This is a genomic window from Streptomyces sp. NBC_01689 (assembly GCF_036250675.1).
GTDB lineage: Bacteria > Actinomycetota > Actinomycetes > Streptomycetales > Streptomycetaceae > Streptomyces.
In genome coordinates this window covers 3224980-3248281 of record NZ_CP109592.1, presented here as the reverse complement: position 1 = coordinate 3248281, position 23302 = coordinate 3224980, and the positions used below count along the sequence as shown (strand labels likewise).

At 71.8% G+C, this 23302-nt stretch carries 16 protein-coding genes; 11 read left to right on the top strand and 5 right to left on the bottom strand.

Going from position 1 to position 23302, the window contains the following annotated elements:
* The first annotated feature begins 55 nt into the window (after window positions 1–55).
* Window positions 56–2068: an ATP-dependent DNA helicase gene (locus OG776_RS13620; protein ID WP_148010835.1), complete on the top strand. Its 2013-nt coding sequence runs from the start codon at window positions 56–58 to the stop codon at window positions 2066–2068.
* Between the two features lie 579 nt (window positions 2069–2647).
* Here OG776_RS13620 and lexA read toward each other — a convergent pair.
* Window positions 2648–3424 (bottom strand): transcriptional repressor LexA, encoded by a 777-nt coding sequence (gene lexA, locus OG776_RS13615; protein ID WP_054229877.1) that lies wholly within the window; start codon window positions 3422–3424, stop codon window positions 2648–2650.
* Between the two features lie 541 nt (window positions 3425–3965).
* On the opposite strand from lexA, the gene nrdR reads away from it, so the two are divergent.
* Window positions 3966–4544, top strand: a complete 579-nt coding sequence (gene nrdR, locus OG776_RS13610) for a transcriptional regulator NrdR (RefSeq protein ID WP_148010836.1) — start codon at window positions 3966–3968, stop codon at window positions 4542–4544.
* Between the two features lie 149 nt (window positions 4545–4693).
* On the top strand, window positions 4694–7603 hold the full coding sequence (locus tag OG776_RS13605; RefSeq protein WP_148010837.1) for a vitamin B12-dependent ribonucleotide reductase: 2910 nt from the start codon (window positions 4694–4696) through the stop codon (window positions 7601–7603).
* A gap of 135 nt (window positions 7604–7738) precedes the next feature.
* Here the strand turns inward: OG776_RS13605 and OG776_RS13600 are convergent, their stop codons facing one another.
* A complete protein-coding gene (locus OG776_RS13600; RefSeq protein WP_148010838.1) occupies window positions 7739–8272 on the bottom strand; it encodes a TerD family protein in 534 nt (177 codons plus the stop codon).
* 199 nt (window positions 8273–8471) lie between these two features.
* On the opposite strand from OG776_RS13600, the gene OG776_RS13595 reads away from it, so the two are divergent.
* The 3 genes from OG776_RS13595 (at window position 8472) to OG776_RS13585 (ending at window position 10761) form a co-directional block, all read left to right on the top strand.
* Entirely contained in the window at window positions 8472–9077 is a 606-nt protein-coding gene (locus OG776_RS13595; protein ID WP_329320849.1) for a YdbC family protein, read from the top strand.
* Window positions 9078–9182: 105 nt separating this feature from the next.
* Window positions 9183–9866 carry a histidine phosphatase family protein gene (locus tag OG776_RS13590; protein ID WP_148010839.1) on the top strand — a complete coding sequence of 228 codons (684 nt, stop codon included), beginning with the start codon at window positions 9183–9185 and terminating at the stop codon, window positions 9864–9866.
* Window positions 9856–10761 (top strand): ADP-ribosylglycohydrolase family protein, encoded by a 906-nt coding sequence (locus OG776_RS13585; RefSeq protein ID WP_329320847.1) that lies wholly within the window; start codon window positions 9856–9858, stop codon window positions 10759–10761. Before OG776_RS13590 ends, OG776_RS13585 begins: the two co-directional genes overlap by 11 nt.
* Window positions 10762–11148: 387 nt before the next feature.
* Here the strand turns inward: OG776_RS13585 and OG776_RS13580 are convergent, their stop codons facing one another.
* The gene (locus OG776_RS13580) at window positions 11149–12699 is read right to left on the bottom strand and encodes an MFS transporter (protein WP_148010841.1); all 1551 of its coding nucleotides are present in this window, start codon (window positions 12697–12699) and stop codon (window positions 11149–11151) included.
* A 239-nt stretch (window positions 12700–12938) separates the two neighbouring features.
* On the opposite strand from OG776_RS13580, the gene OG776_RS13575 reads away from it, so the two are divergent.
* The 3 genes from OG776_RS13575 to OG776_RS13565 all read left to right on the top strand — a co-directional run bounded on the left by OG776_RS13575 (window position 12939) and on the right by OG776_RS13565 (window position 15038).
* A complete protein-coding gene (locus OG776_RS13575) occupies window positions 12939–13562 on the top strand; it encodes a TetR/AcrR family transcriptional regulator (protein WP_148010842.1) in 624 nt (207 codons plus the stop codon).
* An 82-nt stretch (window positions 13563–13644) separates the two neighbouring features.
* The gene (locus OG776_RS13570; protein ID WP_148010843.1) at window positions 13645–14346 is read left to right on the top strand and encodes a ribonuclease HII; all 702 of its coding nucleotides are present in this window, start codon (window positions 13645–13647) and stop codon (window positions 14344–14346) included.
* Window positions 14347–14414: 68 nt separating this feature from the next.
* Complete coding sequence (locus tag OG776_RS13565; RefSeq protein ID WP_148010844.1) at window positions 14415–15038, top strand: hypothetical protein; 624 nt, start codon at window positions 14415–14417, stop codon at window positions 15036–15038.
* Between the two features lie 850 nt (window positions 15039–15888).
* On the opposite strand, the gene OG776_RS13560 is transcribed toward OG776_RS13565, so the two are convergent.
* Both OG776_RS13560 and OG776_RS13555 read right to left on the bottom strand, forming a co-directional pair.
* Complete coding sequence (locus tag OG776_RS13560) at window positions 15889–16524, bottom strand: hypothetical protein (protein WP_329320843.1); 636 nt, start codon at window positions 16522–16524, stop codon at window positions 15889–15891.
* Between the two features lie 223 nt (window positions 16525–16747).
* Window positions 16748–18928 carry a RecQ family ATP-dependent DNA helicase gene (locus tag OG776_RS13555; protein ID WP_329320841.1) on the bottom strand — a complete coding sequence of 727 codons (2181 nt, stop codon included), beginning with the start codon at window positions 18926–18928 and terminating at the stop codon, window positions 16748–16750.
* A 133-nt stretch (window positions 18929–19061) separates the two neighbouring features.
* On the opposite strand from OG776_RS13555, the gene OG776_RS13550 reads away from it, so the two are divergent.
* A complete protein-coding gene (locus tag OG776_RS13550) occupies window positions 19062–20753 on the top strand; it encodes a DUF4192 domain-containing protein (protein WP_329320839.1) in 1692 nt (563 codons plus the stop codon).
* Between the two features lie 347 nt (window positions 20754–21100).
* Entirely contained in the window at window positions 21101–23236 is a 2136-nt protein-coding gene (locus OG776_RS13545) for a glycogen debranching N-terminal domain-containing protein (RefSeq protein ID WP_329320837.1), read from the top strand.
* Window positions 23237–23302: the final 66 nt, after the last annotated feature.

Genomic DNA, 23302 nt, shown 5'->3' with positions numbered 1-23302 from the left:
CGCGCCGGGCCGTGATCGCCCGGTTGTCGGTGGAGCCCCGTAGGCTGGCAGCGCTATGACAGAGCCCTCACTCCCCGAACTCCTGCACGCCGCCGTCACCGCCGTCGGCGGCACGGAGCGCCCTGGCCAGGTGACCATGGCCGAAGCCGTCGCGGGTGCCATCGACGACAGCTCCCACCTGCTGGTGCAGGCGGGCACCGGCACCGGAAAGTCGCTCGGCTACCTGGTGCCCGCGCTCGCCCACGGGGAGCGTGTCGTCGTGGCGACCGCCACCCTGGCGCTCCAGCGGCAGCTGGTGGAGCGCGATCTTCCGCGGACCGTCGACGCGCTGCATCCGCTGCTGCGCCGCCGCCCCGAGTTCGCCATGCTCAAGGGGCGGTCGAACTATCTGTGCCTGCACCGGCTCCACGAGGGTGTGCCGCAGGAGGAGGAAGAGGGCCTCTTCGACCAGTTCGAGGCCGCCGCCCCCACCAGCAAGCTGGGCCAGGACCTGCTGCGCCTGCGGGACTGGTCGGACGAGACCGAGACCGGTGACCGTGACGACCTCACGCCCGGCGTCTCCGACCGCGCCTGGAGCCAGGTGTCGGTGTCGTCCCGGGAGTGCTTGGGCGCGAGCAAGTGCGCCTACGGGGCGGAGTGCTTCGCGGAGATGGCCCGTGAGCGCGCCAAGCTCGCCGAGGTCGTCGTCACCAACCACGCGCTGCTCGCGATCGACGCCATCGAGGGCGCGCCGGTCCTCCCGCAGCACGAGGTGCTGATCGTCGACGAGGCCCATGAGCTGGTCTCCCGGGTCACCGGCGTCGCGACCGGCGAGCTCACCCCCGGCCAGGTCAACCGTGCCGTCCGGCGCGCCGCGAAACTCGTCAACGAGAAGGCGGCCGATCAGCTGCAGACCGCCGCCGAGGGCTTCGAGCGGCTGATGGAGCTGGCGCTTCCCGGGCGGCTGGAGGAGATCCCGGAGGACCTCGGATACGCGCTGATGGCACTGCGCGACGCGGCGCGCACGGTGATCTCGGCGATCGGTTCCACCCGTGACAAGTCCGTCCAGGACGAGGACGCCGTCCGCAAGCAGGCCCTCGCCGCGGTGGAGTCGGTCCACGACGTGGCGGAGCGGATCACCAACGGTTCCGAGTGGGACGTCGTCTGGTACGAGCGCCACGACCGTTTCGGCGCGTCCCTGCGGGTGGCCCCCATGTCGGTGTCCGGCCTCCTCAGGGAGAAGCTCTTCGCGGACCGGTCGGTCGTCCTGACCTCGGCCACCCTGAAGCTCGGCGGCGACTTCAACGGAGTGGGGGCGTCCCTCGGACTCGCCCCGGAGGGAACCGAGGGGGACGACCTCCCGCAGTGGAAGGGCGTCGACGTCGGCTCGCCCTTCGACTACCCCCGCCAGGGCATCCTGTACGTGGCCAAGCACCTGGCGCGCCCCGCGCGGGACGGCGACCGGGGGGACATGCTGGACGAGCTCACCGAGCTGATCCAGTCCGCCGGGGGCCGCACGCTGGGCCTGTTCTCCTCGATGCGGGCCGCCCAGCTCGCCGCCGAGGAGCTGCGTACGCGCATCCCCGAGTACCCCATCCTGCTGCAGGGCGAGGAGACGCTCGGCGAGCTGATCAAGAACTTCGCGGCCGACCCGAGGACCTGTCTGTTCGGCACGCTCTCGCTCTGGCAGGGCGTGGACGTGCCCGGCCCCAGCTGTCAGCTGGTCGTCATGGACAAGATCCCGTTCCCGCGTCCCGACGACCCGCTGATGAGCGCCCGCCAGAAGGCCGTCGAGGACAACGGCGGCAACGGCTTCATGGCCGTCGCCGCCACCCACGCGGCGCTGCTCATGGCGCAGGGCGCCGGCCGTCTCGTACGCGCCACGGGGGACCGTGGTGTCGTGGCGGTGCTCGACCAGCGCCTGGCCACGGCCCGCTACGGCAGCTATCTCAAGGCCTCGCTGCCCGACTTCTGGTACACGACGGACCGCAACCAGGTCCGGAGGTCGCTCGCGGCGATCGACGCGGCGGCACGGAAGACGGAGGACGCGCCGGTCGACCAGGAGCCGGAGGAAGCGACGGAGGCGTAGCGACCCGGGGGCGGTTCGCGGGCCCCCGGTGCGGCCGGACGCCGCGACCGCCGGGGGCTTGCACGGCAGACGGCCCCGAACCGGCCGGACCACGGACCGCTTGGCCCCGCCGGTGGTGCCGGACCAGGAGAGACGGCTGAGCGCCTGCGCGGCGGCCGGCGTCCGACCGGATCGGCCACGGACCTCTCGATCCGCCAGATGGCCTTGGACCGGGCGACGTCCGACCGGATCGACTCCCTACCGCCCGTACATGGTGTCGGGCGGAACCACTCCCGGGCACCTGAGGAGTGGACGGTGCTGGGCCGGACCGGCCACGGAGAACCTGGTCCGGCAGGTGGCGTCGGACCGGGACACCTGGGCAAGCGCCCGCGCTGCGGTCGGTGCTGGCCGGGACGTACCCCCGGGACGCCACGGACGCGGACGGTGCCGGGGTCGGATCCACCGCCGGAGGCCCGCGCCGCGGACGGTGCCGGACCGGATCGACCGCGGGAGGCAGGACGGGCAGGGCCCCGGAACCGGCGCAGTTGGTTCCGGGGCCCGGTCAGGGGCGGGCGGGGCGTGGCCGCCCTGCGCGCGCGTTCACACGCGCCGCAGTACGGCCACCACCTTGCCCAGGATGGTCGCCTCGTCACCGGGGATCGGCTGGTAGGCCGCGTTGTGCGGGAGCAGCCAGACATGGCCGTCCTCGCGCTTGAACCGCTTCACGGTCGCCTCGCCGTCCAGCATCGCGGCGACGATGTCGCCGTTCTCCGCGACGGGCTGGCGGCGGACCGTCACCCAGTCCCCGTCACAGATGGCGGCCTCGATCATCGAGTCACCGACGACCTTGAGGACGAACAGCTCACCGTCACCCACCAGCTGCCGGGGGAGCGGGAAGACGTCCTCCACGGACTCCTCGGCGAGGATCGGGCCACCGGCGGCGATGCGGCCGACGAGCGGCACGTACGACGCGGCCGGCTTGCCCGCCGTGTCCGTGGGCTGGGCCGAGGACTGGTCGGAGCCCCTGACCTCGTACGCGCGCGGGCGGTGCGGGTCGCGGCGCAGGAAGCCCTTGCGCTCCAGTGCCATCAGCTGGTGGGCGACCGACGAGGTGCTGGAGAGGCCTACCGCCTGTCCGATCTCCCGCATCGACGGCGGGTAGCCGCGCCGTTGCACGGAGTCCCTGATGACCTCGATCACCCGGCGTTGCCTGTCGGTGAGTCCCGAGCTGTCCGCGCGGATGCCTGGAGGTCGGCCCGGCAGGGAGCGCTTGGGCCCCTCATGGTTCGTGGCTTCGTTCATCGCATGCACCGGCTCGAGTCGGCCCTGGGAGCGGTCCTGGGCAGTGATGGTGGCGCTGTCTGCGGTGGTGGTCACGTCGGCCCCTCTCGATGGTCTCCCTGCTGGACAACGGTAGTTGCTTTCGAAAGGTTGCGCCAAACACACGTTCGAGTGAAAAAACGCGGATTGCCCCGCGTGATCATGAGGCTGGGTGTATGGCTGATGCCGCGCCCGTCGGACAAAAGGGCTCATTGCTGTACTCTTCACCGCCGAGGCGATGGCCGCGCCGACCGAGGTGGGCCGCGGCCCAGTCTGCCATCCGGCACCCCCGCCGCCCGGTACCGACCCCCCGTCCGCGCGCTGAACCGCATGGCGCCCACGCGGTGACCACGGTATCCCCGCGTGTCCGGGATCGGCAGGCCCGTGCGGCACATGCCTATACGTGCGCGACACGCGCGCCCTGGGCGAATTTACGGGTCGATCCCCACATCTAGTGGTTGGATTGCCGGAGTAGCCCAGAAGTTGTGGTCCCCCGGGTCTTCGGGCCCCCGGCCATCGCCTATGCTTGGGGCTGCTTCGAGAGGCCCGTGAGGTCTCGCGAGGTCTATGAGTCGTGCTGTGAAGGAGGGTTGGAGCCATGCACTGCCCCTTCTGCAGGCACCCCGACAGCCGCGTCGTCGACAGTCGTACGACCGATGACGGGACGTCGATCCGCAGGCGCCGCCAGTGCCCCGACTGCTCCCGTCGTTTCACGACCGTGGAGACGTGCTCGCTGATGGTGGTGAAGCGCTCCGGCGTCACCGAGCCCTTCAGCCGCACCAAGGTCATCAACGGCGTGCGCAAGGCGTGCCAGGGGCGGCCGGTCACCGAGGACGCGCTCGCCCAGCTCGGCCAGCGGGTCGAGGAGGCCGTGCGGGCCACCGGAAGCGCCGAACTGACCACCCACGACGTGGGGCTGGCCATACTCGGTCCGTTGCAGGAACTCGACCTCGTCGCCTATCTGCGGTTCGCGTCCGTCTATCGGGCGTTCGACTCGCTCGAGGACTTCGAGGCCGCCATCGTGGAACTCAGGGAGACGGGGCAGTGCCCCGCGCGCGGCGAGGCCGCGGACGGGGGAGGCGCGGGCGCCGCGGACGCGGAAGCGGAGCGCCCCGGGAACGACCGCGGGTCCGGAGGGACCGTCCAGGTCCCCGTGCCCGCCACCGCCGCCGACTGACGGCAGGGCCGGCCGGCCCTGCCGCTCGGCGGCGACCACAGACCTGCTGCGCAGGGCCGTAGCGACGGCCTGCGCGGCATCAGACACACAACGTGCCATGGGAAGAACGTGGCACTTCAGGGCGTTTTAGCCTGATACAGGGAGGCGGCATGACAGAGACGGCGAGTGGTCCGGCACGAGGTTCCCGCGCCAAGGGCACCAAGGCCAGCAAGGGACTGCGTATCGAGCGCATCCACACCACCCCCGGCGTGCACCCGTACGACGAGGTGGAGTGGGAACGCCGTGACGTCGTCATGACCAACTGGCGCGACGGCTCGGTCAACTTCGAGCAGCGTGGCGTCGAGTTCCCCGGCTTCTGGTCGGTGAACGCGGTCAACATCGTCACCAGCAAGTACTTCCGCGGAGCTGTGGGCACCCCGCAGCGCGAGGTGAGCCTCAAGCAGCTCATCGACCGCATCGTGAAGACGTACCGGAAGGCCGGCGAGGAGTACAAGTACTTCTCCTCGCCCGCGGACGCCGAGATCTTCGAGCACGAGCTGGCCTACGCGCTCCTGCACCAGATCTTCAGCTTCAACAGCCCCGTCTGGTTCAACGTCGGGACGCCGCAGCCCCAGCAGGTCTCCGCCTGCTTCATCCTGTCCGTCGACGACTCCATGGAGTCGATCCTCGACTGGTACAAGGAAGAGGGCATGATCTTCAAGGGCGGCTCCGGCGCCGGCCTGAACCTCTCCCGTATCCGCTCCTCCAAGGAGCTCCTCTCCTCGGGCGGCAACGCCTCCGGTCCCGTCTCCTTCATGCGCGGCGCCGACGCCTCCGCAGGAACGATCAAGTCGGGCGGCGCCACCCGTCGCGCGGCCAAGATGGTCATCCTGGACGTCGACCACCCCGACATCGAGGACTTCATCGAGACCAAGGTGAAGGAGGAGGAGAAGATCCGCGCCCTGCGCGACGCGGGCTTCGACATGGACCTGGGCGGCGACGACATCACGTCCGTCCAGTACCAGAACGCCAACAACTCGGTCCGCGTGAACGACACGTTCATGAAGGCCGTCGAGGCCGGCGGCATGTTCGGCCTCACCTCGCGCATGACCGGCGAGGTCATCGAGGAGGTCGACGCCAAGTCGCTCTTCCGCAAGATGGCCGAGGCGGCCTGGGCCTGCGCCGACCCGGGCATCCAGTACGACGACACGATCAACCAGTGGCACACCTGCCCGGAGTCCGGCCGCATCAACGGCTCGAACCCCTGCAGCGAGTACATGCACCTGGACAACACGTCCTGCAACCTCGCCTCGCTGAACCTGATGAAGTTCCTGAAGGACGACGGCAAGGGCCACCAGTCCTTCGAGGTCGAGCGCTTCGCCAAGGTCGTCGAGCTGGTCATCACCGCGATGGACATCTCCATCTGCTTCGCGGACTTCCCGACCCAGAAGATCGGCGAGAACACCCGCGCCTTCCGTCAGCTGGGCATCGGCTACGCCAACCTCGGCGCCCTGCTGATGGCGACCGGTCACGCGTACGACTCCGACGGCGGCCGTGCCCTCGCCGGCGCGATCACCTCGCTGATGACCGGCACCTCGTACCGCCGCTCCGCCGAGCTCGCCGCGGTCGTCGGCCCGTACGACGGCTACGCCCGCAACGCGCAGCCGCACCAGCGCGTCATGAAGCAGCACTCCGACGCCAACGCCGTGGCCGTCCGCACGGACGACCTGGACACGCCGATCTGGGCCGCCGCCACGGAGGCCTGGCAGGACGTGCTGCACCTCGGTGAGAAGAACGGCTTCCGCAACGCGCAGGCCTCGGTCATCGCCCCGACCGGCACCATCGGTCTCGCGATGTCCTGCGACACCACCGGCCTGGAGCCCGACCTCGCGCTGGTCAAGTTCAAGAAGCTGGTCGGCGGCGGCTCGATGCAGATCGTGAACGGCACCGTCCCGCAGGCCCTGCGCCGCCTGGGTTACCAGGAGGAGCAGATCGAGGCGATCGTCGCCCACATCGCCGAGAACGGCAATGTCGTCGACGCCCCGAGCCTCAAGCACGAGCACTACGAGGTCTTCGACTGCGCCATGGGCGAGCGCTCCATCTCCGCGATGGGCCACGTCCGGATGATGGCCGCGATCCAGCCCTGGATCTCCGGCGCGCTCTCCAAGACGGTCAACCTGCCGGAGACGGCGACCGTCGAGGACGTCGAAGAGGTCTACTTCGAGGCCTGGAAGATGGGCGTCAAGGCGCTCGCCATCTACCGCGACAACTGCAAGGTCGGCCAGCCCCTCTCCGCGAAGACCAAGGAGAAGGAGAAGGCCGCGACGGACGCCGTCACCGCCAAGGCCGAGGCGACCATCCGCGAGGCGGTCGAGAAGGTCGTCGAGTACCGCCCGGTCCGCAAGCGCCTCCCCAAGGGCCGTCCCGGCATCACCACCTCCTTCACGGTCGGCGGCGCCGAGGGCTACATGACCGCCAACTCCTACCCGGACGACGGTCTCGGCGAGGTCTTCCTGAAGATGTCGAAGCAGGGCTCCACCCTCGCGGGCATGATGGACGCCTTCTCGATCGCGGTCTCCGTGGGTCTGCAGTACGGCGTGCCCCTGGAGACGTACGTCTCGAAGTTCACCAACATGCGCTTCGAGCCGGCCGGTATGACGGACGACCCGGACGTGCGGATGGCGCAGTCGATCGTCGACTACATCTTCCGCCGCCTGGCGCTCGACTTCCTGCCGTTCGAGACGCGTTCCGCGCTCGGCATCCACTCGGCCGAGGAGCGTCAGCGTCACCTGGAGACGGGTTCCTACGAAGCGTCCATCGAGGACGTCGACATGGACGTCGAGGGTCTCGCCCAGTCCGCGCCCCGCGCGCAGGAACTGAAGGCCGTCGCCGCTCCGGTGGCCGAGGCCGAGGTGGCGGCGCCCGCCCCGAGGCAGGCCCACACCAGTGCCGAACTGGTGGAGATGCAGCTGGGCATCCAGGCGGACGCCCCGCTCTGCTTCTCCTGCGGTACGAAGATGCAGCGGGCCGGCTCCTGCTACATCTGCGAGGGCTGCGGTTCGACCAGCGGTTGCAGCTGATCCAGTCACGAACCGAAGGGCGGCGCGACCTGTGGTCGCGCCGCCCTTCGGCGTGTGGGGCCCTGCCCGGAGGGGCGGCCCCCTTGGAGCGGGCGACAGCCCGGAGCTGTCCGGTCGCCGCCCGGTGCGTGCGGTTCAGGAGTCGTGCCGACGGCCCATGATCGCGGGGAACGACGCCGGGTCCGTGTCGTAGCCGTGGATGCCCGGGTGGAAGGTCCACTCCCCGGAGTCGTCGCGGACGAACTCGCCGACCGTCGCGGCCGTCGCGCCCAGGACGTCCCCGAAGTCGTCCTCCGCCAGGACCGTGTACCCCTCCCGCATGCGCAGCCCGGGGTTGAGCACGCCGACGAACGCCTTGTGGCCGGAGCGCTGCTGGATGAGGACGCCGGCCACCACCCGCGTGTAGCGGCTGTTGAGGCGGTCCAGTTCCAGCGTCATGACCTCGTCCCAGCCGAAGCCCTTGCCGTCCTTGCTGTCCCGGTTCAGGTAGATCGTGCCGTCCGGGGAACGGCTGTCGAAGTGCACCACGTAGACGGGAGCCCCGTACGGATCGTCGGCGGTGTAGGTCGCCGCGATGATGTCGAGATCGGTCGCGGGCTCACCGACGGGACTGGGGTCCCATTTCACCGCGAGCTCGACCTTGCGGATCCCCTTGTTGAGACCGTTCATCCGAGTCTCCCCCTCCCCGTTGTTCGTTGTTCGTTGTTCGTTGTTCGGTGTGGGCTGTGGGTTGTTCGTCTGCCCGGGGTCCCAACTGGTGTTCGGTCAGGGCCGGTTGTCCATCGTGCCACGTGCGCGGGAGCGCTCGCGCGGGTGCACTCCGCCGGAGCGTGACCGACGCCACGCTCCGTGGCCTTACGATGGCGCGGTGCTGGTCAAGTGGATTCGCTGCACCGTGGTGGACCGCCGCGGTTTCGAACGAGGGCAGCGGAAGTGGGCGGGGCTTCTGGGCGAGCCGGGATTCCGGGGACAGGGCGGGGGCTGGAGCCGGGGGCGGCCCGGTGTGGCGCACCTCTTCACCTTCTGGGAGAGCCGTGCCTTCTACGATTCCTTCATGGCGCGCTCGCACGACCGGCTCGCCACCGCTCAGTCCGGGACCTTCAAGGACGCACAGGTCAAGCTTTTCGATCATCGGTTCGATGTGAAGACCGGTTTCGAACCGCGCTTCACCGACACGGATGTGCTGAGGGTGGCCCACTGCCGTGTCCACGAGGAGCGGGCCGAACACTTCGCGCTGATGCAGGAGAAGGTCTGGAACCCGGCGATGGCCGGATCGCCCGGCATGGTGCGGGGCCTGTTCGGCGAGGCGCCGGGGCACGAGTTCCTGATCCTGTCCATGTGGCTGTCGGCCGCCGAGCACGGCAAGTACCGCGCCGAGCGTGTCGAGCGGCTGACGCTGCGTGCCCAGACGGAGGCCGACGTCGCGGCCCTCGCGGGCGACATAGTCGCACTGGAGCCCACCTGGACGGTCTGAACCCGTGGTGACCACGGGTGCCCGATGTGGGGGACACGTGTGATCTGCGCCGTATGGAGCCCGTACGAGTGCTCGATCGGCCGTCACCCGAATTAGGGTCGTGGCATGGTAAGACCACGGCGCATCGTCCTTGTCCGGCACGGCGAGTCAGCGGGCAACGCGGACGACACCGTGTACGAACGCGAGCCCGACCACGCTCTGGCGCTCACCGAGAAGGGGTGGCAGCAGGCCGAGGAGACCGGAAAACGGCTGCGCGAGGTGCTGGGGCGGGAGCGCGTCAGCGTGTACGTGTCCCCGTACCGGCGTACGCACGAGACGCTCCGTGCCTTCCACCTCGACCCTGAGCTGATGCGTGTGCGCGAGGAGCCCAGGCTGCGCGAGCAGGACTGGGGCAACTGGCAGGACCGCGACGACGTACGCCTCCAGAAGTCCTACCGGGACGCGTACGGGCACTTCTTCTACCGCTTCGCCCAGGGCGAGTCCGGTGCCGACGTGTACGACCGGGTCGGCGGGTTCCTGGAGAGCCTGTACCGCAGCTTCGAGGCCCCCGACCACCCGCCGAACGTACTCCTGGTGACGCACGGGCTGGCCATGCGGCTGTTCTGCATGCGGTGGTTCCACTGGACGGTCGCCGAGTTCGAGGCGCTCTCGAACCCGGGGAACGCCGAGATGCGGATGCTCGTGCTCGGCGACGACGACAAGTACACGCTCGACCGGCCGTTCGAACGCTGGCGCGATCCGGAGCCGTACGGGGTCAGCGGGATAGAGTGGCAGGGCGATGACCGCTGACACCTCTCCCGACGCGCGCATGGGCCGTGCCCTGGCCAGCCTGCGGGGACTCGCGGTGGGGGACGCGCTGGGCTCCCAGTTCTTCGTGCCCGCCCACTATCCGCTGCTCAAGCGCCGTGACCTGCCGCCCGGCCCCTGGCAGTGGACGGACGACACCGAGATGGCCTCCTCCGTGGTGGCCGTCCTCGCCCGGCACCGCCGCGTCGACCAGGACGACCTCGCCCGCTCCTTCGCCGAGCACCACGACTTCGACCGCGGTTACGGACCCGCGGTCAACCGGCTGCTGCGACAGGTCCGCGAAGGCGGCGACTGGCGGCAGCTGGCCTCCGCGCTCTTCAAGGGCCAGGGCTCCTGGGGCAACGGCGCGGCCATGCGGATCGCCCCCCTGGGGGCCTGGTACGCGGACGACCCGGAGCAGGCGGTCCACCAGGCGGAGATCTCCGCGTACCCCACCCACCAGCACCGCGAGGCCGTCGTCGGCGCCATGGCCGTCGCCGCGGCCGCCGCCCTGGCGGCCGACCCGGCGGGCCCGCCGAGCCCCGAGGCGCTGCTCGACGGTGTCATCGCGCTCGTCCCGCGCAGCGCCGTGGGAGCGGGCCTCCGCCGGGCCCGGGACATGCTCGACTACGCGGACACCGCGACGGTCGCGGCCGTACTGGGATGCGGGCGGCGCACGACCGCGCACGACACGGTGCCGTTCGCGCTGTGGTCCGCCGCACGGGGCCTCGGAGACTACGAGGCGGCCTTCTGGGCGACGGCCCAGGTGGGTGGCGACATGGACACGACCTGCGCGATCGTCGGCGGCGTCGTGGCCTCCGGGACGACGGGCACGCCACCGGGGGAGTGGGTGACCCGGACGGAGAGCCTGCCGGGCTGGATGGCTGTCCCCGCGTAGGCGCTCCCGGGCGTGACCCTGCGCAGGTGTCCCGGGGCAGGGGCCCTGCGGAGACGCGGAGGTGTCGTTGCGCGGGCCTCTCCGCGTCGGCGTCTCCCGTGTGGGTGTAGACCTCCGGGTCCCGTTGTCGGTGTCGGTATCGGTGTCGCTATGACTCCATCGGCCGTGCCACTGGCCGTGCCGCCGACGGGCCGGCCCGCGTTCGGGGATGTGAGCCCCCGACGCCCGACGCCCGATGGCCGACACCTGACGCTCTCGATCCGGCCGGAGGAGAGGCCCTCCGACCGCGGTGATCGCTTCCGTACCGTCCGTGCCGGGCCCCGCCGAGGTCGGACCGTGCGCCACCGGTCCTCCCCGGGCCGGGCCCGGTCACCGCGGTCGTCGTGATCAGACTCCGGCGGCAGGCCCCGCGGTCCCCGCGAGGGCGTCCAGGTCGCTCTTGCGGACACGGATCACCACGGAGGCGGTGATCAGAGCCAGTACCGCCATCGCGACGGCCGGCACGAAGGCGACCGAGATGCCATGGGCGAGCACGTCGTGGCCCCAGGGAGCGGGCAGCTGATGGGTCTTGGCGAACTCCGCCTTCTGCTCCGGCGAGGAGCCGGCCATGAACTTCGGCACCTGCTTCGTCGCCTCGTCCCGGCTCGCGGTGCCGAAGACCGTGGTCAGGATGGAGAGACCGAGCGAACCTCCCACCTGCTGCGTGACGTTGAGCAGTCCGGACGCCGCGCCCGCCTCGCGCTGGGAGACGCCGGAGACCGCGGTGACGGTCAGGGTCACGAAGTTCAGGCCCATGCCGAAGGCGAAGAGCAGCATCGGGCCGAGGATCCCGCCGACATAGGTGCTGTCGGGGCTCATGAAGGTCAGCCAGCCGAGCCCGAGCGCGACGAGCGCGGAACCGCCCATCATGAAGGGCTTGGGGCCCAGCACCGGCAGGAACCGCTGCGACAGCGCCGCGCCGATGCCGATCGCCGCCGTCACCGGCAGGAAGGCCAGACCCGCCTGGATCGGGGAGTAACCCAGCACGTTCTGCACGAACAGAACGATGAAGAAGAACATCCCGAACATCGCCGCGGCCAGACTGAGCATGATCACGTACGTGCCCGAGCGGTTGCGGTCGGCGAACATCTTGAGCGGGGTGATCGGCTCCTTCGCCCGGGTCTCGGTGAAGGCGAAGGCCAGCAGCAGGACGACGGCCGCGGAGAACGACCCGATGGTGAGGCTGTCCCGCCAGCCCTTCTCGGCGGCGCGGATGAACCCGTACACCAGCGACGCCATACCGGCCGTCGAGGTCAGCGCACCCGCTATGTCGAACCGCCCGGGATGGCGCTCGGACTCGTTGATGTACATCGGCGCGAGGACGGCGATCAGCACTCCGATGGGCACGTTGACGAAGAGCACCCAGCGCCAGTCGAGCCATTCGGTGAGCATGCCGCCCGCGAGGAGCCCGATCGCGCCACCGCCCGCCGAGACGCCGGCGAACACGGCGAAGGCCCTGTTCCGCTCCGGACCCTCGGGGAAGGTCGTGGTGATGAGCGCCAGCGCGGTGGGTGACGCGATCGCGCCACCCATGCCCTGGAGGGCGCGCGCGGCCAGCAACTGCCAGGGCTCCTGGGCGAGTCCGCCGAGCAGCGAGGCGAGCGTGAAGAGCAGGATGCCGGTCATGAAGACCCGGCGACGGCCGAGGATGTCACCCGCCCTGCCGCCGAGAAGCAGCAGGCCACCGAAGGTGAGGGTGTACGCGCTGACCACCCAGGTCAGGTCGGTCGTGCTGAAGTTGAGCGCGTCTTGAATATGCGGGAGGGCGATGTTCACAATCGTCGCGTCGAGTACCACCATGAGTTGGCAGGCCGCGATGACGGCGAGCGCGAGGCCGGGATGTCCATCCCGGCGGGCCGCTCCTGGCTTCGATTCCTGAATCAGCTGAGAGGTTGTCACTATGGGTCCCCCACAAGTGCGTTAGTGAACGCCCGCGTTCACTGCCGCGTCAACGGTAGTGAGTCCCGGACAGTGAACGCAAGCGTTCACTGAAGCCGCTGTCGCGTGACATCACCCGGCGGCGCACAGTTGTACCGAGCCCACCGCCCGAACCCGCCCGGGAGGCCCTCCCCCAAGGGCCTCGCCACCGGCCCGACCCTCGTCCCCTCCCCGCCTCCTCGCTCAACGGAGACACTCAGATGGTTACTTCGCGTTGGACAGCCGCCCCCGCTCAGGCGGCCTCCCTGCGCCGACGCGGTGCTGTGCTCGAACGCGCGATCCTCGACGCCGCGCTGGAACAGCTCAGTACGGTCGGCTGGAGCGGTCTGACCATGGAAGGCGTCGCCGCGCGGGCCCAGACCGGGAAGGCGGCGGTCTACCGTCGCTGGCCCTCCAAGGAGGACCTGGTCGCGGACGCGCTGAAGGCCGGACTGCCCCGCCTGACCGAGGCCCCCGACCTGGGGAGCGTCCGGGAGGACCTGCTGGAGCTGTGCCGGCTGGTGCGGGAGGCGATGTACTCGCAACCTGGATTCGCTTTGCGATCGGTGCTTCACGAATGTGACGTGGCACAGGCCGAACGCTTCCACGGCGTGATCCTCGGCGGGGTCATCGAACCCACCACGCACCTGCTGCAGGACATCGTCCACCGTGGAATAGAGCGGGGAGAGGTGCGCTCGGACGCCGCGAACCCCTACGTCTTCGACGCCATTCCGGCGATGATGATGTACCGCTCCAAGGTGTGCGCCAGCGAATGGGGAGAGCGGGACCTGGAGGAGATGATCGACCAGCTGATGGTCCCGCTGCTGCGCCGCGACGGCGCCTGAACCGGCCCCGGGGCGGGGTCCTCGCCTCCGCGCGAAACCCCGGTGTCGGGAGGGGCCCGGGGCGGCGTAGGCTGAGGGCGCCATGCCGTACGAACCACCCACCCACACTGTCGAGCGCTCCCTCCGCGCCACGACCGGAGCGAAGACCGTCGCCGGTGTCGACGAGGTGGGCCGCGGCGCCTGGGCCGGCCCGGTCACCGTCTGTGCCGCGGTCACGGGCCTGCGCCGTCCCCCCGAAGGTCTCACCGACTCCAAGCTCCTCACCGTCAAGCGGCGGACCGCCCTGGCCGTGGAGTTGGAGAAGTGGGTGACGTCGTACGCCCTCGGGCACGCCTCTCCGGAGGAGATCGACGATCTGGGGATGACGGCGGCGCTGCGTCTCGCGGCGGTGCGTGCCCTGGAGGCCTTGCCGGTGCGGCCGGACGCGGTCATCCTCGATGGGAAGCACGACTACCTCGGGTCGCCGTGGCGGGTCCGCACGGTGATCAAGGGTGACCAGTCCTGCGTGGCCGTCGCGGCGGCCTCCGTGATCGCCAAGGTTCAGCGCGACAAAATGATGGCCGAACTGGGTGTCGGCCATGCAGACTTCGGTTTTGCGGCCAACGCCGGGTATCCGTCTCCCGTGCACAAGGCCGCGCTGGCGGAGCGGGGCCCCACCCCGTACCACCGGCTGACATGGGCGTATCTTGATGCGCTGCCCCAGTGGCGGCATCTCAAGAAGGCCCGCAGCTGGGCGGACGGAAGCGGTCCGGAGATCGAGGGGCAGCTCGGCTTCGATTTCTGACGGTTTCGCTCACACTCATGTGCCACCCGCCGACGCGTGCCGCACCGGCGTTTGATAAAAATCAGCTCATGCCTCTCATTCCCGAGGAGCCTCAGATTCACGAGAGTGCCCAGGGTCCCCGCGCTACTCCGGCCAGTGGCCGTACCGCGCCGACCCCTCGTCCCGTACCCGGTCCCCGTCCCGCGGCCCCGCCGCGTCCCGGACGTCCGGGACCTGTCCGGCCGATGCCGGCCCAACGCACCCCGCGCGAGCCGGCCGTGGCCGCGCCGGGGCCGTCCGTCCCGGCGGCCGCACCCGCTGCCGCCACCCCGCAGATCCAGCTGATCCCGGCCTCGGCCGAGGGTGCGCTGGACGCCGCCGAGGAAGCTGTCGATCTCCTGTTGGAGTCGGGCCGCGCCCCCGGTGAGGTGCTGGTGATCACCACCGGCCTGCCGCACCCGTGGGCGACGCACGAGCTCTCCTTCGGCGAGACCGCCTACTGGGCGCAGCACGACGCGGGCGACGACGTGTTCTACGCCGATGCCTCCGTCGCGGGCCGGGCCAGGTCCCGTCCCGTCGTCGTGGTCGCCGTCAACGGCGGTTCCGACGCTGTCGCCACCGCTCTGCCCTTGGCCCTCGGCCGGGCCGGCACCCTGCTGATCGTCTGCGGCGACCCGCAGACGATCAACTCGGTGCTGGGCGCCGGAGTCTGAACGGATCCCGGACGCCGCCCGAGGCCGTCCGGGATCCGCTCGGAGGCGTCGCCCCGACGCCCGCGGGGTGATCGTCTCGTGGCCCTGTCCACGAGGTGACCCTTCCGTGGCGTCGTCCGTCAGGTGATCGTCTCCGTGCGCCCACAGACGCTGCACAGGGGTGCCCGCAGGCACCGTCGGCGGTGCTCCGCCCGGGAACGCCGCGCGACGGGACCCACTCCGGCGCCGACACGGCGACGCGGGCTCACCTGTCGGCCATACCCGCCTCGGGTGTGCCGGTGTCCTCGCGCGTGGTGGCCCATGAGCGTGGTTGCCTCGCAGGTGGTGCCCGTGCAGGTGGTGCCCGTGCAGGCGGTGGCCTCGCACGTGGTGCCCATGCAGGCGGGTGTCCTGGCACGTGGTGCGCATGCAGGCGGGTGTCCTGGCACGTGGTGCCCCCGCATGTGGTGCGCTGCTGCGGGGCGCGTTCCCCATGGTGCGTTCCCGTGTTGGGTCTTCTCCGCTGGACGGGTTTCCTCCGAGCGCGCTGCTTCTCGGTGGCCGCCCGCCCAGGGCAGTGTCTGGCGGATGGCGGATGGCGGATGGCGGATGGCGGGTGGCGGGTGGCGGGTGGCGGGTGGCGGACGGCGGGGGGTGCGGGGTGCGGGTGCCCACACGTCCGGGTTGCGGGTTGCAGGTCGTCGGTGACGGGTCGCGGATGGCGGTGGCTGGTGCCGAGTCGTCGGGGCCGGGACCGGCGTCGGGCGGCCGGGGCCTGGTGCCCGGTGCGGGTCGGCGCCCAGGGCGGGGCAGCCGGCGCCGGAGGCCCGAAGGTTCGCGGGCGCCCCGGGGGATACCCGGGCGCCCGGAATCAGCGGGCGGCTGCCCGCCGCAACACCTCCGACGCGACGCCTCCGGTGCGCGGCAGCGGCGGCGGTGCCTCGGCCAGGGCGAAGGGCTCCGGCGGTGAGTCCGCATGCGGACGACGCCCGCCGCGGCCCTCGCCGAGAACCTGCCAGCCGTCGTGGGTCAGCGTGATGTACGCCCCGCAGCGCAGCCCGTGCAGCGTGCACGCGTCACGCAGGCCCCACATCCACGCCCCGTCCTCCTGCGTCCAACGCGCGTCGCCCTCACGGCAGTAGAGCAGCACCGCCGTACGCACCGGGGTGCGCCGCCGCAGGTCGTGCGGGATGACCCGGCGCAGCTGCGCGAGCAGGGCGTTGCGGAACATCCAGCCGTCGGCCGGGGCCGGCCGCCGGATGAAGGAGGCGCTCGCCCTCAGCCGCTCGTCCGCGTCGAGGACGGCCACGACCGCTGTCGCCGGTCTGGGCCGGTGCCGAGCATGCAGACCGCTGACGACCTCACGCGGATTGCGCAGCAGCGGAATGCCCGCTGCCGCCCATTCTGCGGGTTCGAGCATGCGGGCCAGTGAGTTGGCGGAAGCGGCGGACAGATCGGCAGACGTCGACGTGGATGCCGCCGAGGACGGAGCGAATCCGAAGGTCACGGTCCTCCCTTCGGCTACGCGCCCACACTGCGGGCGAGGTCGGACTTGGGGGAGCGCACGCCGCGGCAGAGCCCTACCGGACCACGGGCGAGCCGTGCGGGGAGCGGACTTCAATTCTTCCTGTCGAACTTGGTTGCGGCAACGAGCAATTGGGGCCACCGACCGAATTCTTGCTGTACGCCACATATATCCTTGCCCCGTGTTCCGGATGGCGACACATGGTTCACGCCTGTACGGCCAGGACCAGCGGCAACACCCCCTGCGCGCCCGAGCGGCGCAGCAGCCGCGCGGCCACCGCGAGCGTCCATCCGGTCTCCGTCGCGTCGTCCACGAGCAGCACCGGACCGCCCGCGGTCCGGAGCGCGTCGGCCAGCGCGGGTGGCACGGTCAGGGAGCCGTCGAGGGCCTTGAGGCGCTGGGCGCTGTTGCTTCGGGAGAGCTGCGGGGTCTCGCCCAGGTACTCCACGGACCCGAGCAGCGGCAGCCGGCCGATCTCCGCGATCCGCGCGCCCAGGGACTCGATCAGGCGCGGGCGCGTGCGCGAGGCCATGGTGACGACACCCACGGGCCGCGGCTGGGCGTCGGGCCGGCCCGACGCCCAGCCGCCCGGCCCCTTCGCCCAGTCGGCCAGCACGCCGACCACGGCCTTCGCCACGTCGTCCGGCACGGGCCCGTCCTGGGCCTGGCGGGCGAGCAGGGGGCGCAGCCGGTTGCCCCAGCCGATGTCCGAGAGGCGTCCCAGGGCCCGGCCCGGTGCGGCCTGTTCGCCCGCCGGGATACGGCCCTTCAGGTCGACGCCGACCGAGGGCAGGCCCGTCGGCCACATCTTGCGGGGTTCGACGTCGACGCCCGCGCGGTTCAGCTCGCCGTTGGCGGCGTCGAGTGCGGACGAGGACACGGAAGCCTGGAACCGGGCTCCCGCGCAGGTGTCGCAGCGCCCGCACGGAGCGGCCCGCTCGTCGTCCAGCTGTCTCCGCAGGAACTCCATCCGGCAGCCGGTCGTCGAGACGTAGTCGCGCATGGCCTGCTGCTCGGCGGCCCGCTGCTTGGCCACCCAGGCGTAGCGCTCGCCGTCGTACGTCCAGGGAACGCCCGTGGAGATCCAGCCGCCCTGCACCCGGCGTACCGCCCCGTCCACGTCGAGGACCTTGAGCATCGTCTCCAGGCGGGACCGGCGCAGCTCCACCAGGGGTTCGAGCGCGGGCAGCGAGAGCGGCCTGTCCGCGTGGGCCAGGACGTCCAGGGTGCGGCGCACCTGATCCTCCGGGGGGAAGGCGATCGACGCGAAGTACTGCCAGATCGCCTGGTCCTCCTTGCCCGGCAGCAGGAGCACTTCGGCGTGCTTCACGCCACGGCCCGCGCGCCCCACCTGCTGGTAGTAGGCGATGGGGGAGGAGGGGGAGCCCAGGTGCACCACGAATCCGAGGTCGGGCTTGTCGAAGCCCATGCCCAGCGCCGAGGTGGCGACCAGGGCCTTGACCCGGTTGGCGAGCAGGTCCTCCTCGGCCTGCTGGCGGTCCGCGTTCTCCGTCTTTCCGGTGTACGACGTCACCGTGTGCCCGGCCTGGCGGAGGAAAGCGGTGACCTCCTCGGCGGCGGCCACGGTGAGCGTGTAGATGATGCCGGAGCCCGGCAGGTCGTCCAGGTGCTCGGCGAGCCAGGCCATCCGGTGGGCCGCGTCCGGCAACTGCAGCACACCGAGGCTCAGGCTCTCCCGGTCCAGCGGTCCCCGCAGGACGAGCGCGTCCGTGCTCGCGCCGGTGCCCAGTTGCTCGGCCACGTCGGCGGTCACGCGCGCGTTGGCCGTGGCGGTGGTGGCCAGGACGGGAACGCCGGGCGGGAGATCGGCGAGCATCGTGCGCAGCCTGCGGTAGTCGGGACGGAAGTCGTGTCCCCAGTCGGAGATGCAGTGGGCCTCGTCGACCACGAGCAGACCGGTCGCCGCCGCCAGCTTGGGCAGCACCTGATCGCGGAAGTCCGGGTTGTTGAGCCGCTCGGGGCTGACCAGGAGCACGTCGACCTCGCTCGCGGCCACCTCGGCCTGGATGGTCTCCCACTCCTCCGTGTTGGACGAGTTGATGCTCCGGGCGTGGATGCCGGCGCGGGCCGCCGCCTCCACCTGGTTGCGCATGAGGGCGAGGAGCGGGGAGACGATCACGGTGGGACCGGCACCTCGCTCGCGCAGCAGGGCGGTCGCGACGAAGTACACCGCGGACTTTCCCCAGCCGGTGCGCTGTACGACGAGCGCTCTGCGCTTATCGGCCACCAGGGCCTCGATGGCGCGCCACTGGTCCTCGCGCAACCGGGCCTCGCCCGCCGGGGCGCCGACGAGGCGGGCGAGGACGGCATCGGCCGCGTCGCGCAGGTCGTCGTCGGACGTGGGTCGCGGGTCTTCGTTGGTCATGGCCCCATGCAACCCGATGGGTCGGACATTGCGCGAATGAGGGCGCCGCCCTGTGGACAACTCGTGTCGTGGTCATGGCATGGGTTATCCACAGGCCGCAGCGGGATTTCGCGATCCGCGGGATGGTCACGGCATGACGAATCACGACGAAGCGACCGGATCGTCCGGCGACAGCGACATCAGCGGGCGCCGTGTGCGCGGAGGAGACGACCTGCGTGCCGGACGCGACGACTGCGGTGCCCACGCAGGCCACGACGCGTACGGGGCTCCCGGCGCGAGCGGCGGACAGTGGGTACCGGGGTCCGGGCACGACGGACGCGAGCTGCCCGGCGGTCACCGGATCACCCTGCGGACACCGGCCGAGCTGGCGGACGCCCTGCCCTATCTGCTCGGGTACCGGCCGGAGGACAGCATCGTGCTGGCCGCCCTGCACGACGGGGAGAGGCGCGGCCGGTTCGGCGGCCGGGCGCGGCTCGGCATCCCGGCCCAGCCGGACGACTGGCCCTCGGTGGCCGAAGAGCTGGCGCAGGGGCTGGTCAGGGGAAGCGAGCGCAGAGGCGCACGGCCGGAGAGCATGGTCGCGTATCTCATCCAGGAGCCCGGGAGCGGTGAGTCGGGCCGGGACGTCATGGAGCGGCTGCGCCCCCTCGCCCAGTTGCTGCGGACGGCCTGCGGCCGTCTCGACGTCCCGGTGATCGAGGCGCTCTGCATCTCGGACGGCCGCTTCTGGTCGTACTGCTGTCCCGGTCGGGGATGCTGCCCGTCCGACGGTGCGGCGATGGGACTGCCCGGCACTTCCGTCCTGGCGGCCGCCGCGACCTACGCGGGCCTTCAGGTGCGTGGATCCCTCCGGGAGCTCACGGCGCGCCTCAGCCCCTGGGAGCGCGGTGCCGCGGTGGAGCAGGAGGCGGCGCTGGACGCCGCCAGCAGGGCGGTGATCACCAGGATTCTGGACGACGAGAGTCGCGCGGTCCTGTCCGAGGAGACCCTCGGGCAGGCGCGACTGCTCCTGAAGCGGTTCGCGGACGCGCCACCTGTCTCCGGCGTCCGGCCGGCCGACCTCCGTGACGACGGACTCCTGGAAGCGGGGGAGGCCGCCGCCGTGATCCTCGGCCTCCAGGACCGTACGACCCGCGACCGCGCCGCCGAGTGGATGGAGGGCGACGAGGCCGGACCGGCCCTGCGCCTCTGGCGTGCGCTGGCCCGCCGCTGCGTCGGCTCCTACGGCGAGCATGCCGCGGCCCCTCTCACCCTCGCCGGGTGGGTCGCCTGGTCGAGCGGTGACGAATTGGAGGCCCGGGAGGCTCTGGCCATGGCACTGGGCGCCGACCCCGACTACCTCTTCGCACGCCTCCTGCACCAGGCCTGCAACGAGGGACTGGACCCCGAGTCGATCCGCCGCTGTCTGCGGGCGGAGCGCACCGGCCGGCCGGGTGCGGAAGCGGATCGGCAGCGGCCCGCCGAGCGCATGGCACCGATCCAGACGGACGATCCCGCAGCGCAGTCAGCGCAGTCAGCGGAGTCAGCGGAGTCGGAGGAGCCGGAGGAATCGTCGGAATCCGAAGGACCGGCTGAGGGAATCACGGACGTCACGGCGCCGCCCCCAGGAGCGACTGTCCGTCGTCGGCGCAGGACGCGGCCGTCAGGGAACGGGGGGACGCGAGCGAGCCGGCGCTCTCTCGACGCGCGCGGTCTCCCCGCTCTCCGTCCCGCCGAGCACCCCTCGCCCACCGGGGAAGGGCCCGGACGCGCGTTCCGGCGCACGAGGGATCGGGCCCGCGCCCGCCGCGAGGACGGCCGTCAGGGCGCGGGGGACGAGTCATGAGGCGCTGGAGGGGACAAGGGGCGCGGGGAGGAGACATGACGCGGGCAGGGGACATGAGCGGCCGCTCCCAGCGAGTGCCTGGAGGCAGGGCGCACGCTTCCGCTCCCGCGCGGCGATTCCGCGGTCTGCTCCGCTCGCGCGTCGACCGCCCCGACGGGGAGGACATCCCTCGGCACCGCCATTCGGTCGGCTTCCGGCGTCGAGAGCGTGACCCCGAGCAGGGCCGTTCCGTTCACCTGTGTGGCGGTACCCGCGGCCGGACCGCGCCGCCGAAGACCCCCGACCCTCCGGAGTCCCCGACCCGGCGCCGAACGCGCCCGCAGCGCACCGAGCGCGGAGGAAGCCGCATGCCCATGCCCCACCCGCCCTCCGAACCGGTCGGCGACCTCCCGCCGCCCCGCGGCCCCGCGGAGCACCTCGACCGCCGCGGCGGTTCGGCGCCCCCGTTCGCAGGCATCGAGACGTCGCTGAGCCCCTTCGCGACCACGACTGGCGCTGCCGCGGCCCGTCCGGCGCCCGTCCCCGTTCCCCGGAGGTCCACGGATCTGCCACCCGTGCACACCGCGCTCGTCTGCGTCGCCCTGCCGGGACTGGCGATCTCCACGGAGCAGGGACAGCTGACCGGCCACGGACTGGACGGGTTCTACCGCGCGGGCCGACGGACGCTGTCCCGCTGCCAGGTGAAGGTGGCTGGCCGCGAACCCCTCCCCGTACAGGCCCGCATGATCGGCGCCGACCGGGCCCGCTTCGTGGGCACGGTGCGCGCCTCCGCCGACTCGGGCCCCGATCCGGACGTGATCGTGGAACGGACCAGGGGAGCGGAGGGCACGGAGCGGATCGTCCTGTACAGCGCCGCCTCCCGCGCGCTGCGCCTCTCGCTGGAGGTGGCCCTCGGCACGGACCTTGCGGAACTCGCCTCGGTCGCCTCGGGCTGGCCCGGGCCCGAACTGCCCGCCACCGTCAACGACTCGGGTCTCCGGTGGACCTGCGCCACGGGGGAGTCGGCCGTCACCGCCGACCCTCCGCCCGCGGACGCCCTGGCCTCCGCCGGACTGCTCCGCTGGCAACTGGAACTGCCGGCCGGCGGTTCCTGGACGGTGGAACTGCGGGTACGGACCGACCGCACGAAGAACCACCGGGCCGTCGGGCAGTCCGCGGCGAGCCCGCTCGCCCAGCCGCGCGCCGTGGGCGACGACCCCGGGATCCAGGCGCTCCTGCACACCGGCGCCGAGGATCTCCGGGCGCTGCTGCTGCGCGACCCGGCGCACCCGTCCGACACCTACCTCGCCGCGGGAGTGCCCTGGCGCTGCGGTCGCGCACCGGCCGAGGCCCTCGCCGCGGCCAGGATGACCCTGCCCCTCGGCACCCGCCTCGCCGCGGGCACCCTGCGGAGTCTCGCCCGCACCCAGATCGTGGGCAGCGGAGCGCGGTCCGGGCTGATTCCCGGACCACTGAGGGACGCGGGCCCGCATCTGCCGCCCGGATGCACGGCGACCGAAGCGACCTTGCTCTTCCCCGTCCTCCTCGCGGAGGCCCGGCGCTGGGGGCTGGCGGAGAAGGAGACCCGGGAACTGCTGCCCGCCGCCGAGCGGTGCCTCGCCTGGCTGCGGACCGCCGTGGGCGACGGCACCTACCTGGCCGACCCACGACCCGGCGGGCCGTTCCGTTGCGAGACGCAGGCCCACGCCCATCGGGCGGCCGTGCTGGGCGCCGAACTGCTCGACGAGACCGGCCGGCCCGGTGGCGAGGGACTGCGGCAGTGGGCCCAGCAGCTCCGTGCGGCGTTCCAGGAGGACTTCTGGGTCGAGGACGGCGGCGGAAGACCCGCGGTCGCCCGCGCGCCGGACGGGCGCCCGCTGCCCCAGCTCGGCGCCGGCACCGTCCACCTCCTCGACACGGGACTGCTCGGTTCCGGGGCCCTGGCCCCCGGCCTGCTCGACAAGACACGGACCGAACACCTCGCGCGGTTGCTCGGAGGCCCCGCCATGGACTCGGGCTGGGGGCTGCGCAGCCTCGGTGCCAGGGAGGCGGCGTACAACCCCTTCGGCCACCGCAGCGGCGCCGTACGGGTCCACGAGACCGCCGTCGCCGTCGCCGGGCTGTTCGCGGCCGGGCACGAGAAGGAGGCGAGCGCGCTGCTGCGGGGGCTGCTCGACGCCGCGCAGACCTTCGGACACCGGCTGCCGGAGATGTACGCGGGTGAGCAGCGCACCCAGGGCGGCGCCCCGGTCCCGCATCCCGCGGCCTGCCGGCCCACGGCCACGGCGGCGGCCGCCTCGGTACTGCTCGTCAGCTCCCTCGCCGGCATCCGCCCCGATGCCCCGGCCGGGACGGTGACCGTGCGTCCGGTCGGCAGCGCACCGCTCGGTGAGATCGGACTGACGGGACTGCGGATCGCGGGCGGACCCTTCTCGGTGCGCATCAGCAGACTCGGCCTCGCGATGGTCGAGGAGGCCGCCGACGGGCTGCAGTTGGGGATGTGAAAGCGCCGCGGGCGCCGTCCGGACCGCGGGCGGCGGCGCTCCCCGGAACCTGTGGCGAGGAGGAGT

What these genes read in the sequence shown, in the direction of transcription:
- OG776_RS13575 (WP_148010842.1), top strand. Translation starts at nt 12,939, where the DNA reads ATGGTTACTTCGCGTTGGACAGCCGCCCCCGCTCAGGCGGCCTCCCTG.
- OG776_RS13605 (WP_148010837.1), top strand. Translation starts at nt 4,694, where the DNA reads ATGACAGAGACGGCGAGTGGTCCGGCACGAGGTTCCCGCGCCAAGGGC.
- OG776_RS13550 (WP_329320839.1), top strand. Translation starts at nt 19,062, where the DNA reads ATGACGAATCACGACGAAGCGACCGGATCGTCCGGCGACAGCGACATC.
- OG776_RS13585 (WP_329320847.1), top strand. Translation starts at nt 9,856, where the DNA reads ATGACCGCTGACACCTCTCCCGACGCGCGCATGGGCCGTGCCCTGGCC.
- OG776_RS13565 (WP_148010844.1), top strand. Translation starts at nt 14,415, where the DNA reads ATGCCTCTCATTCCCGAGGAGCCTCAGATTCACGAGAGTGCCCAGGGT.
- OG776_RS13590 (WP_148010839.1), top strand. Translation starts at nt 9,183, where the DNA reads ATGGTAAGACCACGGCGCATCGTCCTTGTCCGGCACGGCGAGTCAGCG.
- nrdR (WP_148010836.1), top strand. Translation starts at nt 3,966, where the DNA reads ATGCACTGCCCCTTCTGCAGGCACCCCGACAGCCGCGTCGTCGACAGT.
- OG776_RS13600 (WP_148010838.1), bottom strand. Translation starts at nt 8,272, where the DNA reads ATGAACGGTCTCAACAAGGGGATCCGCAAGGTCGAGCTCGCGGTGAAA.
- OG776_RS13620 (WP_148010835.1), top strand. Translation starts at nt 56, where the DNA reads ATGACAGAGCCCTCACTCCCCGAACTCCTGCACGCCGCCGTCACCGCC.
- OG776_RS13570 (WP_148010843.1), top strand. Translation starts at nt 13,645, where the DNA reads ATGCCGTACGAACCACCCACCCACACTGTCGAGCGCTCCCTCCGCGCC.
- OG776_RS13555 (WP_329320841.1), bottom strand. Translation starts at nt 18,928, where the DNA reads ATGACCAACGAAGACCCGCGACCCACGTCCGACGACGACCTGCGCGAC.
- OG776_RS13545 (WP_329320837.1), top strand. Translation starts at nt 21,101, where the DNA reads ATGCCCATGCCCCACCCGCCCTCCGAACCGGTCGGCGACCTCCCGCCG.